The sequence below is a fragment of the Candidatus Limnocylindria bacterium genome (assembly GCA_036523395.1).
Taxonomy (GTDB): Bacteria; Chloroflexota; Limnocylindria; order P2-11E; family P2-11E; genus CF-39.
The window spans coordinates 1-13,769 of sequence record DATDEH010000102.1; the positions used below are offsets into that span (position 1 = coordinate 1).

Annotated in this window: 17 protein-coding genes; 2 read left to right on the forward strand and 15 right to left on the reverse strand. The window is 67.8% G+C overall.

The window, feature by feature from the left end:
- The coding region (locus VI056_12730) for a hypothetical protein (protein HEY6203891.1) at positions 1-444 on the forward strand (444 nt) is incomplete at its 5' end.
- Between the two features lie 7 nt (positions 445-451).
- Here the strand turns inward: VI056_12730 and VI056_12735 are convergent.
- The 14 genes from VI056_12735 to VI056_12800 all read right to left on the reverse strand — a co-directional run bounded on the left by VI056_12735 (position 452) and on the right by VI056_12800 (position 12,248).
- A complete protein-coding gene (locus VI056_12735; GenBank protein ID HEY6203892.1) occupies positions 452-976 on the reverse strand; it encodes an SRPBCC domain-containing protein in 525 nt (174 codons plus the stop codon).
- On the reverse strand, positions 960-1,310 hold the full coding sequence (locus VI056_12740; protein HEY6203893.1) for a metalloregulator ArsR/SmtB family transcription factor: 351 nt from the start codon (positions 1,308-1,310) through the stop codon (positions 960-962). The genes VI056_12735 and VI056_12740 overlap by 17 nt, the downstream gene beginning before the upstream one ends.
- A 731-nt stretch (positions 1,311-2,041) precedes the next feature.
- On the reverse strand, positions 2,042-2,560 hold the full coding sequence (locus tag VI056_12745) for a hypothetical protein (GenBank protein HEY6203894.1): 519 nt from the start codon (positions 2,558-2,560) through the stop codon (positions 2,042-2,044).
- The gene (locus VI056_12750) at positions 2,557-2,997 is read right to left on the reverse strand and encodes a hypothetical protein (protein HEY6203895.1); all 441 of its coding nucleotides are present in this window, start codon (positions 2,995-2,997) and stop codon (positions 2,557-2,559) included. The genes VI056_12745 and VI056_12750 overlap by 4 nt, the downstream gene beginning before the upstream one ends.
- A complete protein-coding gene (locus tag VI056_12755) occupies positions 2,994-3,641 on the reverse strand; it encodes an ATP-binding protein (protein HEY6203896.1) in 648 nt (215 codons plus the stop codon). Before VI056_12755 ends, VI056_12750 begins: the two co-directional genes overlap by 4 nt.
- Complete coding sequence (locus tag VI056_12760; protein HEY6203897.1) at positions 3,638-4,015, reverse strand: cupredoxin domain-containing protein; 378 nt, start codon at positions 4,013-4,015, stop codon at positions 3,638-3,640. Before VI056_12760 ends, VI056_12755 begins: the two co-directional genes overlap by 4 nt.
- Positions 4,012-6,297, reverse strand: a complete 2,286-nt coding sequence (locus VI056_12765) for a heavy metal translocating P-type ATPase (protein HEY6203898.1) — start codon at positions 6,295-6,297, stop codon at positions 4,012-4,014. Before VI056_12765 ends, VI056_12760 begins: the two co-directional genes overlap by 4 nt.
- Positions 6,294-6,470 (reverse strand): DUF2933 domain-containing protein, encoded by a 177-nt coding sequence (locus VI056_12770; protein HEY6203899.1) that lies wholly within the window; start codon positions 6,468-6,470, stop codon positions 6,294-6,296. The genes VI056_12765 and VI056_12770 overlap by 4 nt, the downstream gene beginning before the upstream one ends.
- Complete coding sequence (locus VI056_12775; GenBank protein ID HEY6203900.1) at positions 6,470-6,862, reverse strand: cupredoxin domain-containing protein; 393 nt, start codon at positions 6,860-6,862, stop codon at positions 6,470-6,472. The genes VI056_12770 and VI056_12775 overlap by 1 nt, the downstream gene beginning before the upstream one ends.
- Positions 6,863-6,929: 67 nt before the next feature.
- Entirely contained in the window at positions 6,930-8,318 is a 1,389-nt protein-coding gene (locus tag VI056_12780) for a HAMP domain-containing sensor histidine kinase (protein HEY6203901.1), read from the reverse strand.
- Between the two features lie 6 nt (positions 8,319-8,324).
- Positions 8,325-9,053, reverse strand: coding sequence for a response regulator transcription factor (locus tag VI056_12785; protein HEY6203902.1), 729 nt, complete (start codon positions 9,051-9,053; stop codon positions 8,325-8,327).
- 71 nt (positions 9,054-9,124) lie between these two features.
- Entirely contained in the window at positions 9,125-10,030 is a 906-nt protein-coding gene (locus VI056_12790) for an ATP-binding cassette domain-containing protein (GenBank protein HEY6203903.1), read from the reverse strand.
- Positions 10,027-11,142 (reverse strand): ABC transporter permease, encoded by a 1,116-nt coding sequence (locus VI056_12795; protein ID HEY6203904.1) that lies wholly within the window; start codon positions 11,140-11,142, stop codon positions 10,027-10,029. The genes VI056_12790 and VI056_12795 overlap by 4 nt, the downstream gene beginning before the upstream one ends.
- Before the next feature lie 5 nt (positions 11,143-11,147).
- Positions 11,148-12,248, reverse strand: a complete 1,101-nt coding sequence (locus VI056_12800; protein HEY6203905.1) for an ABC transporter permease — start codon at positions 12,246-12,248, stop codon at positions 11,148-11,150.
- A 298-nt stretch (positions 12,249-12,546) separates the two neighbouring features.
- Between VI056_12800 and VI056_12805 the strand changes: the two genes are divergently transcribed.
- The gene (locus tag VI056_12805; GenBank protein HEY6203906.1) at positions 12,547-12,804 is read left to right on the forward strand and encodes a hypothetical protein; all 258 of its coding nucleotides are present in this window, start codon (positions 12,547-12,549) and stop codon (positions 12,802-12,804) included.
- A 178-nt stretch (positions 12,805-12,982) separates the two neighbouring features.
- On the opposite strand, the gene lgt is transcribed toward VI056_12805, so the two are convergent.
- Complete coding sequence (lgt, locus tag VI056_12810; GenBank protein HEY6203907.1) at positions 12,983-13,768, reverse strand: prolipoprotein diacylglyceryl transferase; 786 nt, start codon at positions 13,766-13,768, stop codon at positions 12,983-12,985.
- Position 13,769 lies beyond the last annotated feature (1 nt).

A 13,769-nucleotide genomic window follows, 5' to 3' on the forward strand; every position in this document is an offset into this window, starting at 1 on the left:
GACCACCCGAGCGCGACGCTCAGTGTGATGATGACCGGCTTCGGGCTACGTCTCGACCCTGACCTCTGTTGGGAGAACCTGCGGCGCCTCTCCAAAGACGCCGCCGACCGGGCGATGCTGCAGAGTTGCCTGCGCCGGACGCTCGACGACGTCGCGGCGCTCGCACACCTCCAGCCACGCGTCCGAGTCGTGAAAGGCATCTGGCACGAGCCGGAATCGGTCGCCTATCTCGATGCTCCGACGATTCGCCGGAATTACCTCGCGATCCTCGGGGCGCTCATAGCGTGCGGCGGCTATCCGGAGGTTGCGACGCATGACGTGTGGCTCATCGAGCACAGCCTCGGGCTCCTCGCCGGGCTCTCGCCCGCGCAGTACGAGTTCCAGATGCTTCTCGGCTACATCGCGCGCGACGCCCCCTCGCAGCTGTTCGCCACGGCTCGCTAGCAGTCGCCTATTGCCGCGACCTCATGTGGTCGGCGATCGCCTGGTCGAGCTTGTCCAGAGACTCACCCCAGCCCAGGCGCGCGAGCTTGCCCCACTCGGCCGTGAACCCCGACAGGGTGCGGATGGTCACGCGCGTGCGCCGACCCTCGGCGGTGAACGTGATGCTGCTGACGAGCTCCTCGGTCCAGGTGGCCGGGAGCCCACTGCCGACCGGCGGCGCGACTCGCCTGCGGTCCGCGTCGGCGAAATGGATCGCGAAGACGACGCGCGAAGGTCGCTCGATCTCGCGTACGACGCCGGCGATGTAGTTCATAGCGCCGTCGGGAGAACGCTCGGCGGTGAAGATCTTCCCGCCCGGACGCGCGTCGAACTCGGCGAGGGTGATGCTGACCCTCTTCGGTCCCCACCACTTCTGCAGGTGCTCCGGTTGCGTGAACATGTCGAACACACGCTCGCGCGGCGCGTCGAAGACGCGCTCGACGACGAGCTCCTTGGTAGCCATGTCCTCCGCCACGTTATCCCTTGCGGCCACGTCGTTGCTCCTTCTCTTGCAGTTGTTTGAGGTACTCGTCCAGCCGATCGAGGCGCTGCTCCCAGATCACGCGATAGCGCGCGACCCACGCGTCGACTTCCTTGAGCGGGCCCGCCCTGAGCGCCGCCGGCCGCCACTGCGCCTCCTTGCCCCGCGAAACGAGCCCGGCGCGCTCGAGCACCTTGAGGTGCTTGCTGACCGCGGGAAGGCTCATGTCGAACGGTTCCGCGAGCTCGCTGACCGAGGCGCCGCCCTTCGCGAGACGCGCGAGGATCGCGCGGCGTGTTGGATCGGCGAGGGCGCCGAACGTGAGGCTCAGCCGGTCGACCGCCACGTACGCTCCTTTCTTGTTATTTAACCAGTTGATTTAATACGGCACGAGCCGTATCCGTGTCAAGTGGCGTCTGTAGTGCGCTCGCGGCTTCGCGGCGGCTCAGCTGCGCAATCAGTGTTCACCACAGTGCGCTCGCTTCGCTCGCGCCTGGCAGCCCTCGATCTGCTTCCGCAGTGTCGCGGCGTCGGTCATACCCGGATGGATCGTGACGTCGGCGCCTCTGTGCCCAAGGTCGACGTGCACGGCGATGACGTGCGGGAGACGCTCGATCGCCGCGCCGAGATCGTCCTGGCAACAGCGGCAGAAGACATCGTCGAGCGGGACCGCGATCGTCTCCGTCGTCGCACCGGCGCGCTGCGCAGTGTGCTGCCTCAGGCGACCGGGGCGCCGATCGCCGTCATTGAGAGCCGGACTGTTGCGCTTCCGCCGTCTCGCAGATGCCCGCCTCGCTGGGCGCCTGAGCCATCGCCGCGCGCTCAGCGTCGAGTTGCTGGACGACCGCTGGATAGGTGTCGTGCATGCAGCAGCGGCACGCCCTGTACCACTCGCGCATGCCAGCGTCGATCACTCAGAAGAATGCGTATTCGCGATCCGGCAGCTCCAGCGTCAGGCCCTGATCGCGCGCTTCTGCGCGGTCGAGGATCATGTCGCAAACCGGGTCGAGCATCTTCGCCGCGGTCACCGTATTGGTCGACCCCTTCGTTCGAATCGATCCCGCTGCCAGGAGTGTCTCAGGGTACGCCGGGCCGTCGGTGGCTCGACCACGAGACCGCCCTCCTGTCGCCTTCGACGTGGCGCACGACGAGGCGATAGCCACCCCCTATGCGTCGCAGCTCGCGAAGCATGACCGCGATGCCGAGCGCGTTCGTGGCGAGCCCGACCAGCATGAGCGGAGTGCGGAAATCGACAAGGAAGACGGCGAGGCCGGACAGGCCGACGATCGGGAGTACCTCGGCGAGGTGGTGAGCACAGCACGCGACCATCGAGATGCTTGAGGTGGCGGTGCCGGCGCCGGTGAGCGCAATCGACTCGCGGGCGAGCGCGCGCTGCATGAGACGCACATACGTGAAGAGCCCGATCTGCGTGCCGAAACCCGAGCTGATGAGCCCGACGAAGACGCGATCGTCCCAGATCAGCTCGAGCGCGTGGTCAGGACCCTGCGCCCAGGCGACGATGCCGAGGTAGACACCGACGAGCGCGAGCGCGCCGACGACGCCGAGCGCGATGGAGAGCGCGACGCGGCTGCTCACCGCGCGCGCTCCCATCGCAAAAGGTGGGAGGGGACACCAACGTCGCGGACTTCCAGTTCGATGACACGAGCCCCGTCCAGCGCCTGCGGCTCGATCGAGCCGAAGGTGAGCGTGCCCGAGCGGTGGTGGCCGCCCTTGGGCGCGTCCCAAAGCGTTGGGCTGACCCAGTCGCCGCCGTCGAGACGCACACGCGCAAGCTCTCTGAGGTCGAAACCGTCGAGACCGACCGAATGCGTGTCCATGGTGACGCGCGCCGATGAGGTCCCGCTGATCCACGATGCGGCGACGGTGACCGCGCCAGCTGCGTGTTGCTGCCCGTCGCCGGGCACAGTGCTCGCGGCGGTGCTCGGGCTCGGTTCCATCGAAGACGTGACCGGGGCCGCGCACGAGGCTGCGGTCGCCGCGATGAACAGCACCGCAGCGATGCGCGGGCTCATCTAGCTGCGACCGCGGTCGGCGCAGCCGGCATCCGCACCGGATGTACGCGGCAGCACACGGGCAGCTCGGCGCGCACGAGATCCAAAGCGAGCCGGGCCTTGACCACGAAGTCGTCGGTGGCCTGGACGACGAAGATGCGCGGGTGGCCGTCCCACTCGAGCGCGATGCGCTCGTCGATGCGCGCGGCGTCCTCTGGCGTCTCGAGCCGCAGCGGATTCGCGCGGTCGTAGCCGTGCGTCAGCGAAGGCGTGCGGAGGTGGATCACCGTGTCGTAGCGTGCGAGCGCGTCGGCGCGCGTCACGCCGACCGAGGACCACAGCGTGTCGGGCCCGGGCCAGTACGCGGCGCCGTCGACCATGCCGCGGTCGCAGAGCACGATCGCTGGGTTGGCGCTCCCGGCGGCGGCCTCGAGCTCACGCTGTACGAAGAAGATCGCGCGCTGCGCCGCGCAGCGCACCGGCACGCTTTCCATACGCGGGAAGCCGCCGCCGAACACGATGCCAGCGGACTCAGGCAGCACCACGACGTGCTCACACAGCGACTGGCGGATGAGCTCGAGCACGGCGGTCTTCCCCGCGCCAGGACCGCCGGTGAGTACGACGCGCTTGAGCGGATGCGGCTCGCGGCAGGCGCAGGACTTCATCGGATGACGAGCTTTCCGCGCAGCATCCCCATCCCGCATTGGAAGAGATACTCGCCGGCCCTGGCTGCGGGCAGATCGATCGAGACCTGCTGGCCTTCTGGTAGCTCCGCGCTCTTGTGGAAGTCCGCGAGCACAACGCGCTCCGAGCACGCGCCCGACTCCTCGCGCAGGAACGTAAGGCGGATCGGCTTCCCGGCGTCGGCCACGATGAGGTCGGGCTCGTACCCGCCCTTCACCAGGACCATCGCCTCCTGAAAGCCCGACGAGCCGAGCACGGCGCGCGTCTCGCTGCCCTTGGGAAGCAGGAAGAACGCACCAACGCCCGCGATCGCGATCGCGCCGACGAGCGTGACGATGAGTTGGTCGAGTGTCATGACCTGGCCTCCCTTGGTGTGAACTGACGTAGTCGGTTCGCGTTGGTGATCACGGTCACGGAGCTGAAGCTCATCGCCGCCGCGGCGAGGACCGGCGAGAGCAGGATGCCGAAGAAGGGGTAGAGCACACCGAGCGCGACCGGCAGGCCGAGCGAGTTGTAGACGAACGCGCCGAAAAGGTTCTGGTAGACGTTGCGCATCGTCGCGCGCGAGATCTCGATCGCCAGCACGACGCCCCTCAGACTGCCGCCGATGAGCGTCACGTCCGCGGCCTCGATCGCCACGTCCGTCCCGGTGCCGATCGCGAAGCCGACATCGGCCTGAGTCAGGGCGGGAGCGTCGTTGGTCCCGTCGCCGACCATGCCGACCCGCTTGCCCTCGAGCTGCAGCTTGCGGACTTCACCGGCCTTGTCACCGGGAAGCACCTCGGCGCGCACGCTCGTGACACCCACTTGCCGTGCGATCGCCCTGGCCGTCCGCTCGTTGTCGCCGGTGAGCATCACGACCTCCAGGCCGAGGTCGCGCAGGCGCTTTATCGCGCGCACCGAGTCTTCCTTGACGGTGTCGGCCACGGCAACGAGACCCCCCGGTTTGCCGTCGACGCTGACGTACATCGGTGTATTGCCGCCCTCGGCGAGCGCGTCGAACGGCCCGGCGAGACCGCCGAGGTCGACGCCCGCCTCGCGCTGGAAGCGCTCGCTGCCCACGCGCACGAGCCGCCCCTCGACGAGCGCGACGATCCCGCCGCCTGTCACCGCGGTGAAGTCGGTGATCGGCCGCAGTTGGATCTTGCGTGCGAGCGCGCCCCGCACGATAGCCGCGCCTAGAGGGTGTTCAGACCCGTGTTCGGCGCTCGCCACGAGCTGCAAGAGCTCGGCTTCTGAGAAGGGAGGGAGCGCGTGCACGTCGGTGAGGGCCGGCTCGCCCTTCGTGATCGTCCCGGTCTTGTCGAGCACGATCGTCTGCAGGCGCTGCGCTCCCTGGAGCGCCTCGCCTGACCGGATGAGCACGCCGTGTGTGGCGGCCTTGCCGATCCCGGTCGTGAGCGACATCGGTGTCGCCATGCCGAGCGCGCAGGGGCAGGCGATGATCAGCGTCGTGACCATCACGATCGTCGCGTAGGCGAAGGCCGGAGCGGGGCCGAAGTCGTACCAGACGACGAATCCGGCGAGGGCGAGCATGACCACGATCGGCGTGAAGTACGCGCTCACCTGATCGACGATGCGCTGGATCGGCACCTTGGTCGCCTGCGCGTCCTGGACGAGGCGCACGATGTTGGCGAGCGCCGTGTCGGCGCCGACCTTGGTGACGCGCAGCGTGAACGAGCCATGCGTGTTCATCGTCGCGCCGATGACCTCGTCGCCGGTTGTCTTGTCCACGGGGATCGATTCGCCGGTGATCATCGATTCGTCGATCGCCGAGGAGCCCGAGACGATCGTGCCGTCGAGTGGGATCCGCTCGCCGGGGCGCATCACGATGAGCTCGCCGACGCGCACCTCGGCGACGGGAACGGTCGTCTCGACGCCGTCGCGGATCACGCGGGCGTTGCGGGGCTGAAGACCGATGAGCTTCTTGATGGCCTCGCTCGTGCGACCGCGCGCCTTGATCTCCATCGCCATGCCGAGCACGACGAGCGCGGTGACCACGACCGTCACGTCGTAGTACACGTCGGTGAACTCTTCGGATGGGAAGAGCTGCGGCGCGAGGAGCGCGACCGTCGAGTAGAGCCACGCCGTCCCGGTGCCGATGGCGATGAGCGTGTGCATGGTCGCCGAGCGGTGCTTCACGCTCTCGACGAGACCGACGAAGAACTGACTGCCCGAGAAGACGAGCACCGCGAGGCTGGCAACGCCCATGGCCACCCAGAGGTGATGCAGCGCCTCGCTGCCCCGCGGGAACAGGTCATTCGTGATCGGCAGGAGCCACGGGTACGAGAGGACCATGGTGGGTACGCCGACGGCGGCCGCGAACCACCACTTACGCATCAGCCGGCGGTACTCGCGCTCGCTCGCGCTGACCGTTTCGGGCTCGGTCGTCATTGGTACCCGCGTCGTCGTCGAGCGCTCGACCGCGAGCACCTCGGCGCCCGCGGCGCGCATGAGGTCGGTGAGCTTCGTCGTGTTGAGCACGTCCGGATCGGCCTCGACCGTCGCGCGGCCCGTCACCGGATTGACGTAGACGCTGCGGACGCCGGCTGCACCCTGGATCACACGCTCGAGGCTCTGTGACTCGGACCCGCAGTCCGCGCTCGCGAGGTGCACGGTGAACGTGGCAACGCTCACGCTTTGACTTCGTTCTTTGCCGCCGGGTCCAGCCGTGCAGGCTCCGCGCGGTCGCCAGTGTCGTGCTCTGCGTGACCACCGTCATGAGCCCCGCCACGGTGCATGAACAGCATCATCAGCGGGCAGAGGAGGAACAACAGTGCGTACGGCAGGAACGCGAGGAGTCCATCCATCAGGTCGCTCTCCCTTCGTGCACGAGAAGCTCGCCGGAGTACATGCCCATGCCACAGGTGAAGGCGTACCGTCCCGGTCGCTGCGGTGTGAAGCGCACCTCGGTCTCGCCGTGCGCCACAAGGCGATGCGCGCTCGGCCATAGCTCGGAGACGAGGAGCTCGGTGCACGGGTCGTCCTCGCGCCGTTCGAAGCGCAGCGTCGCCGGCACGCCGGCTTCGAGCTCGATGTGTGACGGGCGATAGCCGCGGAAGACGACGATGCGCGCTTCCTGCGTCCCGTCAGCGAGGCGCCGCACGCCCCGCACGCGCTCGTGCAGACGCTCCTCGGCCCAGATCACCACCAGGATCGCGATGGCCAGTAAGACCAGAAGAGGTGCGACGGTCCAGTCCACGATCGCATCGTGGCTCCCGGGGCTTGGGCCGTTCTGGAAAAGCGCTGAGAGGAGCCTTAGGAAGCCGCTAGGCCGCGCTCGCACTCCCCACGGCACGCTCGGCGACAGTCGGAAGACGCACTGCGACGCTTGTGCCGCGCGGGGTGCGCTGCTGCAGCGCGATCGTGCCGCCGTGGCGCTCGACGATCCATTTCGCGATCGATAGGCCCAGTCCAGTTCCGGCCGGATCGAGCCGCTGGGCTTCCTCGCCCCGATAGAAGCGGTCGAAGGCGTGCGCAGCCGTCTCGGCACTCACACCGATGCCCTCGTCCTCGACCGTGAGGATCGTCTCGGTCGACTCGCGGCGCAGCGAGACACGGACCTCGCCCGGTGCCGATGTGTACGAGAGCGCGTTGTCGGCGAGGATGAGCACCAGCTGCTTGAGCCGGTCACGCTCGCCCTCCACGAGTGCGGCATCGATGTCGACGACCCGTAGGCGCGGCCCAGCCTGCCCGCGCAGCTCGCGGAAGACTTCCATGACGACCTCGTCGAGGGGCACCGGTTTGCCGATGAACGGCTGCGGGCCCGAGTCGGCACGTGCCAGGACCAGGAGGTCGTCGATGAGCCGCGCAAGTCGCCGCGTCTCGTGCTGCGCCTCGGCGAGCGTTGCGTTCGCCTCATCGGGCGGCAGCTGGCCACGCACCAGCAGCTCGAGGTCACCCTGGAGAGCGGTGAGTGGCGTGCGCAGCTCGTGGGAGACATCCGCAACGAAGCGCTGCTGTCGACGGTAGGCGTCGTCCAAGCTCGAGAGCATGTGATTGAACGTGCGCCCCAGCTCGGTGAGCTCGTCGCGGCCCTTCTCGCTCACGTCGATGCGGCGTGCGAAGCCCCGCGAGAGCGCGATCGCTCCTGCCGTCTCCGTCATCATCGCGATCGGGCGAAGCGCGCCGGCGGATATCGCCCAGCCGCCGGTGGCCGCGAGCGCGACCCCCGCAAGCCCCATGACCGCGAGGATCAACCCGAGGCTTCTGAGCGATGCGTCGAAGGACGACATCGACGCGGCGACGACCAAACGCGCGCCGGAGATCCCGGGCATGCTGCCGGCGTATGAGCGCACGCGCGTCGCGTCCAGGATCGTGTCGCGCAGGCCATCTCCGGCGGAGACGGGATCGAAGCGCGAGAGCACGGCATCGGTCGCATTGCCGACGACGCGTGGCGCCGAACCGGCAGCGAGCAGCCAGGTGGCCGTCGGCGCGCTCGCGGCCTGCGTCGGTGCGGTGAGTGTCGCGCCCATCATCGCTGCCATCGGCATACCCGAGAGCTCGGCGACGGCGTGCTCCCATGAGCCCTGCAGCGACGCGTCCACGTCCGACTCATGCGTGCGAACGTGGACCGCGAAGGCCACGGTGAGCGTGACAGCGAGGACCAGCGCGAGGAGCGCGCCGTACCAGAGCGCCAGGCGCAGCCGGATGCTCATGCGCGACTAGGTCAGCGGCTGCTCGCGGAGTACGTAGCCGGCGCCTCGGAGCGTGTGGATGAGCCGCGACTCGCCGGCGGCTTCGAGCTTCTGGCGGAGGTACCGCACGTACACCTCGAGCACGTTGTAATTCCCGCCGAAGTCGTAGCCCCAGACCTTCTCCGTGAGTTGCTCCTTCTCGAGCACCTGACGGGGGTGGCGGAGGAACTGCAGCAACAGCTCGTACTCCGTCGTCGTCAGAGCGATCTCGCGCGCGCCGCGGCGCGCGCTCCGCGTGCCGGTGTCGAGCACGAGGTCGGCGAAACGCAGCACTTCAGCGTCGCTCGGCTCCCTGCGGCGCAGGAGCGCGCGGATGCGCGCGGTGATCACTTCGAGCGTGAACGGCTTCACCAAGTAGTCGTCGGCGCCGGCGTCGAGCCCGACGACCTGGTCGGCCGCAGCGTCCTTGGCGGTGAGCATGAGGATCGCAAGCTGCGGATCGCCCGCGCGCAGGCGCCGGCAGACTTCCACGCCGTCGATGCCCGGCATCATGATGTCGAGCACAACCAGATCCGGCGCGAACTCGAGCGTCTTCTTGAGCGCATCAACGCCGTCGCGCGCCGTCGCGACCGCGTACCCTTCGAAGGACAGCGCGCGGCGGAGCATGTTCGTCACGTTCTCGTCGTCGTCGACGACGAGCAGCCGACTCGGACGCGTGACCGTCTGCGTCGACGCCCGGTCGATCTCGGTCGCCATCACCGATGACCCTATCGGTGGTTGCCCCTCGGAGACTGCCTCCAAGCGGCCCTGCTCGCCCGGGTCGAACGTCACTTCCGGGCTCCGGCGAGCGCGGCTTCGTGCCGAACGGCCTCACGGAGGGCCGTTTCGTGAGGACCCGAGGCCGCCGCATCGCGGAAGAAGCGATACGGCGCGGAGAGGAACTCGTCGCGGCACCCGCGCGAGCAGAAGGCAAAGGCTTCGTCGTCCCAGGACGCGACGACGGCGCTTGCCTGTTCGACGCGCATCTGGCACACGGGATCGACCAGCATGGCTGTTGACTCCTTGAACTGTCCGTCTTCCAGCCAAAGCACGCGGTCGGCGATGTCCCTGATGCGCTGGTCGTGCGACACGATGAGTACGGATCGTCCCTGATCTTTCGCGATCGAGCGCAGCAGCCGCATGATCTCGTGCCCGATCTTCGAGTCCAGGTTCGCAGTCGGCTCGTCAGCGAGGATGAAGGTCGGATCGTTGACCAGCGCACGCGCGACCGCGACGCGTTGTTTCTCGCCGCCGGAGAGCTTCTCGGGAAGGAAATGCAGACGACCGGCGAGTCCCAGATCGGTGAGCAACTCCGTCGCGCGCGCCTTCGCGACCCTGCTGCGCATCCCTGCAAGCTCGGCGACGATCGCGACGTTCTCCACTGCGGTGAGCGCCGAGAGCAGGTTGAAGTCCTGGAAGATGAACCCGAAGCGGCGGAGCCTGATGCTGGGCAGCTTCTGCTCCGGGAGCTGGGTCAGCACCTCGCCGTCCAAGCGGATCTCCCCTTCGCTCGCGCGCAGGAGCGCACCGAGCATGAGCAGCAGCGTGGTCTTTCCCGAGCCCGAGGGACCCATGATCAGGACGACCTCTCCTGGCGCGATCTCGAGCGACACATCGCGCACGGCCACGACCTCGGTCGCGGCTGCGCCAAAGCGTTTGGTCAGGTGCGAGACGGACAGTGTGGGGGCGTTCATGCGACCTTCCTCCGGAACACGATCGCGGGATCGACATTCGAGACCTGGATGAGCGGTGCGACGGCGGCGACGGCTGCGACGATGAGCGAGATGGCCGCGGTCTTGAGGATCGAGGACCAGGTGATCTGCATGTACAGAAGCGGGTCGACGATCGGCGCGATCAACGATGCGGCGTAGGTCAGCGCAAGACCGAGCGCGAACGCGAGCGATACCGTGAGCACTGCTTGGCCGAGCACGACGCCATAGCAGTGGCCCCGCGCCGCCCCGAGCGCGCGAAGCAGGCCGAACTCGGGAAGCCGCGAGGCGGTCGCGGTGTACACCGACAGCGCCATGACCGCGAGACCGATGAGCACGCCAGCTAGGTTCATGATCACGGCGATCTCGGTGCTCATGTCGCGCACGACGCGGCGTTCCTGCTCGGCGAAGACCGCGGTCGAGGAGGCAGTGACACTCGGCACAGCGGCCTCGATGCGCGCCGCGACCTCATCGGCTAAGGCACCCGGTGCGACGCGCACCAGCACGTAGCTCGTCGTGCTCGCGCTGCCCAGAAGGCGGTCGAAGTCGTCCAGCCTGATGAAGGCGAGCGAGCTGAGGGTGCTGGCAAGACCTTCCGCGAGGCCGCCGATGCGGAAGACGGACCCGAGGATGCGCACGCTGTCGCCGACCTTCGCACCTTCCTGCCTGAGCGCACCGTCGACGACGACTTCGCCGGGCTTCGGGTACGCGTCGCCGGTCACGATCGTCGTCGGCGTACCCATCGTCGCGCCAGCCGGCAGGCCGATGACGTACGCGATGTAGGCCTTGTCGGCCTTCACCATGACGTTCGTGAGATAGCGCACGGGCGCCGCCCGTTCGACCCCGTCGATCCTCGCGACCTGATCGACGATCGCACGCGGGATGGTCGACGAGGCCATGTGCATGTTCCGCACGCCTGACTGTGCGACCCAGACATCGGCTCCCGTCTTCTCGATGAATGACGCGATCCGGCCCTCCAGGCCCGCGAGCACCGCATCGAGCGAGAGCACGAGCATGAACGCGAGGGCGACACCGCTGATCGCCATCACCGCCTTGGTGCGGCTTTGGAAGAGGTTCCGCCGCGCCAGATACAACATCACGACTACCTTCGGAACACGTCGGCCGGTGCGAGGTCGGCGATCACCTTCGCCGGCAGCGACACGGCGACGAGTCCCATCAGCGCGCTCGCGGCGAGGCCGGTCGCGACGGTGCGCGGCTCGAAGGTGACGAGGAACTGCGGACGGAACTGCATGACCAGCTGCGCTTCGAGCACCGCGAGGGCAAGCCCGAGCGCCGCGCCGGCGACGGTCACGATGAGCGCCTGGGTCAGGGTGATGGCGTAGAGCGTCCGCGCGCGCGAGCCGATCGCCTTCAGCACACCGTACTCGCGGCGTCGCTCGACGGTGGCCGAGTAAAGGACCAGTCCGACGACGAGCGTGCCGACGAGGAACGCGATCGCGGTCATCAGTCGCACGGGCGGGCCGATAACGCGCGAGAACACGTCCACGTCGTTCTCGGCCACCTCGTCCTTGGAAAGTGCGCTCACGCCGGGAAGTGCTGCCAGGCGCGCGCGCAGCTCTTCGTCCGTCGTGCCGCCCGATGGCGCGACCAGCAGGAAGCTGGTCATGCCCGGCGCACTGAACAGCGACTCGGCCGCGCTCTTGCGCACGAAGATGAAGCTCGTCATCCAGGACGTGGTGCCATCGGAGAGACCCACGATCGTGAAGCGACGACCCATGAGGTCGAAGTCGCCACCCACGGTGAGACCGTAGCGGCGCGCGAGGGCGCTATCGACGATCGCCTCGTCATCGGTCGTTACCTCGCGGCCCTCGGCGAGCCGCCATGGGCCGCCGCCAACAGCTGGATCGAACCCGACCAGATACGCGGAGCGCTTCTCACTGCCAAGCTCGAGGATGACGAAGGACGAGAGCAGCGGCACGGCACTTTCCACGCCGTCGAGCGCGAGGACGCGCTCACGCGTTCCCTTGGGCAGCACCGACGTGGCCACGAGCATGTTCTTGATGCCCGATTGGGCGACGACGGTCGACCCGGGAGAGTGTTCGAGGTACGAGGTGATCTGCGCGTTCATCCCGTCGAGGAACCCCGAAAGCAGGAGCACGAGCATCGTGGCTAGCGCAACTCCAGCGACACTCAGTCCGAGTCGTGTCCGATCACGCGTGAGGTTGCGAAGCGCGAGTCCCACGCCCTCACGTTCACACCGTCGGCTTTGTCAGCCCTTGACCGGTGCTGTGATCCCGCTGAACACGCGCCCTGAATCCGTACCAGAGCCATACGGCTGCCTAGAGCGTCGTCGCGACTGCATCCTCAGCTGACGATGCGTGACTGCGAGGTAGGGCAGCGCCCTACAGAGCATCAGCGTCGTCGGTACAGCGCGGCCGACCTAGCGGGTCTTAGGCTTCACACAGCGGTCAACGGGGCTATTGCATCGGGTCGCGATCAACATCGGTGACGACGCGACCCCTGGCGAAAGTGTGACCTTCGTGACTGAGACGCTGAGGGGCACGCTCATCGAACTGGACGACGGTGTGTTCCACTTCGAGACCGATCGAGGCGAGCGGATCGTGTTCACGTTGCCTGAGGCGTCGGGCATCAAGCCCCACCACTTCGAAGGGATCGTCCGAGCTCCGGTGCGCATCGAGGTGACGATCGAAGGCCCTCACGATCACGCGACGGCGACCCGCATCGGCCCCTGCGAGCAGTATCACCCGTGGCACCCGCTTCCCTGGGACATCCGCTGACCTTGGATCTCAAATCGGTGAATCGGTTCGCTCGATAAGAGCTGCCTTCTCGTTCATGCTTGCCCGCTTCATCCAGTGACCCGACACCGGTCAGCACGTGGGAGGCGGATTCGCGAGAAGCGCCGTGCGAGTCTCCTCGAAACGCCAGAGCTAACGACAATTAGTCATGGGCCCCGCGTCAGGCCGGTTCGAGGTTCGTAGCAGCCGACCGCCGCGCGCTCCACCACGCCCAGGCGGCCGCCAGCGCCAGCGCCGCGATCGAAAGCAGCTGCGCCTCCTGCAGCCCGGCGAGCCAGACCGTCTCCGTCCGCCAGAACGTGAGCACGAACTTCCCGATCGCGTAGAGCGCGAGGTACACGGCGAAGAGCTGTCCGTCGATGTGCAGGCGCGGGCGCAGCCACCACAGCAAAGCGAACACCCCGAGGTCCCAGCCCATCTCGTAGAGGAACACCGGCTCGTAGGCCACGCCGAGCTGCGGGACCATCGCGCCGGGATTGAGATAGGTGATGCCGAACCCGTTCGTGGGTCGGCCCACGGCGTCGCCGGTGAAGAGGCACGCGAAGCGCCCGATCGCCATGCCGAGGATCGCGGCGGGCGCGGCGGCGTCGGCGATGGCCCGCACCGGCAGGCCACGACGCCTTGCCACGAGCACGCCGGCAAGGGTGCCGCCAAGGACGGCTCCCATGATCGCAAGGCCGCCATTCCAGATCGCGAAGATGCCGAGTGGGTGCGTTGCGTAGAGGTCCCAGCGGTCGATGACGTGCAGCGCGCGCGCACCGACCACGCCGCCGACAAGCACCCAGGTCGCAAGCGACTCCACCTGTTCCATCGGCAGACCCTTGCGACGTGCCTCGTGGATCGCCAGCCACATGCCCACGCCGATCGCGACCGCGACGAACAAGCCGTACCAGCTCAGGGCGAGCGGGCCGAGATGCACGATGACGGGAGCGATGTCGATCGTCATC

Excerpts from the sequence above, each read along its gene's own strand:
- VI056_12750 (HEY6203895.1), bottom strand. The coding sequence starts at position 2,997 with ATGAGCCCGCGCATCGCTGCGGTGCTGTTCATCGCGGCGACCGCAGCC.
- VI056_12755 (HEY6203896.1), bottom strand. The coding sequence starts at position 3,641 with ATGAAGTCCTGCGCCTGCCGCGAGCCGCATCCGCTCAAGCGCGTCGTA.
- VI056_12760 (HEY6203897.1), bottom strand. The coding sequence starts at position 4,015 with ATGACACTCGACCAACTCATCGTCACGCTCGTCGGCGCGATCGCGATC.
- VI056_12770 (HEY6203899.1), bottom strand. The coding sequence starts at position 6,470 with ATGGATGGACTCCTCGCGTTCCTGCCGTACGCACTGTTGTTCCTCCTC.
- VI056_12780 (HEY6203901.1), bottom strand. The coding sequence starts at position 8,318 with ATGAGCATCCGGCTGCGCCTGGCGCTCTGGTACGGCGCGCTCCTCGCG.
- VI056_12785 (HEY6203902.1), bottom strand. The coding sequence starts at position 9,053 with ATGGCGACCGAGATCGACCGGGCGTCGACGCAGACGGTCACGCGTCCG.
- VI056_12790 (HEY6203903.1), bottom strand. The coding sequence starts at position 10,030 with ATGAACGCCCCCACACTGTCCGTCTCGCACCTGACCAAACGCTTTGGC.
- VI056_12795 (HEY6203904.1), bottom strand. The coding sequence starts at position 11,142 with ATGTTGTATCTGGCGCGGCGGAACCTCTTCCAAAGCCGCACCAAGGCG.
- lgt (HEY6203907.1), bottom strand. The coding sequence starts at position 13,768 with ATGACGATCGACATCGCTCCCGTCATCGTGCATCTCGGCCCGCTCGCC.